Genomic DNA, 2,808 nt, shown 5'->3' with positions numbered 1-2,808 from the left:
CCGCGGTGATCCTTACCTTTTCGTGTGCGATCCCGCGCTGGCGCGCGAACTGGGCACCACCCCCGGGTGCGCCATGAACGCGCGCCGTGCGACGTCCCCCGTCGTGCTCATGAACGCATCGTGAGCGATGCTGGTCCCGCCGTGCAACAGAGTTTCCCGGCCTCGGGAATCACGCAGGAAACGGAGATTACGGATCCCTGACGCGCCGATGTGCACTCTTGTGCGAAGCGGCGCGAGGGTCTTGGGTGGGACGAGTGCTGCCGAGCCGGCCGTTCGAAACACCGGAGCGGTGGCATCACGGAATCTCTGAGAGGATCCCGATATGCCCGATTCGGTAAGTGACTGTACTGACTGTACAGAGCCCCGAACCGCCCTCACCGAAGCCGAGGTGGAGGCCTTGGTCCGGGGCATCTGCTTCAAGACCGGACCACCCCGTTCCCTCGGGGTAGAAGTGGAATGGCTGATCCACGAGCTGCGCGCGCCGCAGCTCCCCGTGACACCCGAACGGCTCGAAGCGGCCTACGCCGCACTGCGTGCCGTCCCCCTCAGGTCGGCGCTCACCGTCGAGCCCGGCGGCCAGCTGGAGCTGAGTTCGCCGCCCGCCGCCTCGCTGATGGAGTGCATCGGCACCGTCTCCGCCGACCTGGACGCCGTACGCGCCGTCCTGGCCGAGGACGGTCTCGCCCTCGTCGGCATCGGCCACGAACCCTGGAGCTCGCCCCGCCGGTTCCTGCGCCAGCCGCGCTACGACGCGATGGAGACCTGCCTGGACCGCACGGGCACGGCGGGCCGTCACATGATGTGCGCCTCGGCCTCCGTCCAGGTGTGCGTCGACGCCGGGTACGAGGAGCCCGGCCCGCTGGGCCACGGCCGCCGCTGGTGGCTGGCACACCAGCTGGGCCCGGTCCTGGTGGCCGCGTTCGCCAACTCCCCGCTCGTCGAACGCCGGCCCACGGGCTGGCTGTCCACCCGGCAGCTGCTGTGGATGGAGATCGGCGCCGGCCGGGCGGGTGCGCCCCGGCTGGACGGGGAGCCGCGCGCCGCGTGGGCCCGCCACGTCCTGGACGCCCCGGTGATGTGCGTACGGCAGGACGGCGGCCCGTGGCATGTGCCCGAGGGCCTCACCTTCCGGGAGTGGACCCGGTCGGGGACGCCCCGGCCGCCGACCCGGGAGGACCTCGACTACCACGTCACGACGCTGTTCCCGCCGGTCAGACCACGCGGCCACCTGGAACTGCGCATGATCGACGCACAGCCGGGCGAGGACGGGTGGATCGTGCCGCTCGCGGTGACGGCCGCGCTCTTCGACGACCCGGAGGCGGCCGAGACCGCGTACCGGACCGTGAAGCCGCTGGCCGAGCGCGGCCTGTCGCGGCCGGCTCCGAACAACCCGCTGTGGCTCGACGCGGCCCGCAGCGGGCTCGCCGACCCCGAGCTGCGCGAGGCCGCCGACGCCTGTTTCGCGGCGGCCCTGGAGGCCCTGCCCCGCCTCGGCGCGACCCCCGGCGTCACGGAGGCCGTCGCCGCGTACCACGACCGCTATGTCGCCCGGGGCCGCTGCCCCGCGGACGACCTGCTGGACCCCCTGCGCGGCACGGACCCCGCCCGGTCCCGGCCGCGCCCGAACGAGGTCACCCCCACCAGCCACGGGAAGGACATCCGCACATGACCGCCCCCGAGACGGAGACCGATACCGAGGAGCTGCGCGGGCGCGCGCTGGCCTCGCTCACCACGGCCCGTGACCGCACCACGCTGCTCACCTCCTGCGTCGACGAACCGGACCTCGTCGCGCAGCACTCGCCGCTGATGTCCCCGCTGGTGTGGGACCTCGCCCACATCGGCAACCAGGAGGAGCTGTGGCTGCTGCGGGCGGTCGGCGGCCGGGAGGCGATGCGGCCCGAGATCGACAGCCTCTACGACGCCTTCGAGCACCCGCGCGCCGAGCGGCCCTCCCTGCCGCTGCTGCCGCCCGCCGAGGCACGCAGGTACGCGGCCGAGGTGCGCGGCCGGGCCATGGACCTGCTGGAGAGCACGGCGTTCCACGGCACCCGGCTGACCGAGGCGGGCTTCGCCTTCGGGATGATCGCGCAGCACGAACAGCAGCACGACGAGACGATGCTGATCACCCATCAGCTCCGCACGGGCGCACCGGCCTTGACCGCCCCGGACCCGGCACCGGCACCGCCGTTCACCGGGCCCGTCGAAGTCCTCGTGCCCGGCGGTCCGTTCACCATGGGCACCTCCACCGAGCCGTGGGCGCTGGACAACGAACGCCCGGCGCACCGGCAAGAGGTCGCGCCCTTCCACATCGACACCGCCCCCGTGACGAACGCCGCCTACCAGGCGTTCATCGAGGACGGCGGCTATGACGACGAGCGCTGGTGGGCGCCGGAGGGCTGGGAGCACATACGCAGGCACACGATCACGGCGCCGCTGTTCTGGCGCCGCGACGGCGGGCAGTGGCTCAGACGCCGCTTCGGCGTCACCGAGGTCGTACCGCCCGACGAGCCGGTGCTGCACGTGAGCTGGTACGAGGCGGATGCCTACGCCCGCTGGGCCGGACGCCGGCTGCCCACCGAGGCGGAGTGGGAGAAGGCGGCCCGGCACGACCCCGTCCAGGACCGCTCGACGCGCTACCCGTGGGGCGACGCCGATCCGGGGCCGGAGCACGCCAACCTCGGCCAGCGGCATCTGCGGCCGGCCCCGGCCGGCAGCTATCCGGCCGGTGAGTCGCCGCTCGGCGTGCGGCAGGTGGTCGGTGACGGGGGGGCGTGTGCGGGGAGCGACAGACAGACCGATACCGGGGTC

The 2,808-nt window shown here is 73.2% G+C and carries 2 protein-coding genes; both read left to right on the top strand.

The window, feature by feature from the left end; translation table 11 throughout:
• Nucleotides 1-322 precede the first annotated feature (322 nt).
• A complete protein-coding gene (gene egtA, locus ACFW2E_RS44700) occupies nt 323-1,669 on the top strand; it encodes an ergothioneine biosynthesis glutamate--cysteine ligase EgtA (protein ID WP_384477294.1) in 1,347 nt (448 codons plus the stop codon).
• On the top strand, nt 1,666-2,808 hold a 1,143-nt coding region (locus ACFW2E_RS44695; protein WP_384477292.1), incomplete at its 3' end, for an SUMF1/EgtB/PvdO family nonheme iron enzyme. The genes egtA and ACFW2E_RS44695, both read left to right, overlap by 4 nt.

Source organism: Streptomyces sp. NPDC058964, assembly GCF_042741275.1.
In the GTDB taxonomy this organism is placed as follows: Bacteria; Actinomycetota; Actinomycetes; order Streptomycetales; family Streptomycetaceae; genus Streptomyces.
This window is presented reverse-complemented; position numbering and strand designations above follow the sequence as displayed.

What these genes read in the sequence shown, in the direction of transcription:
- egtA (WP_384477294.1), top strand. Translation starts at nt 323, where the DNA reads ATGCCCGATTCGGTAAGTGACTGTACTGACTGTACAGAGCCCCGAACC.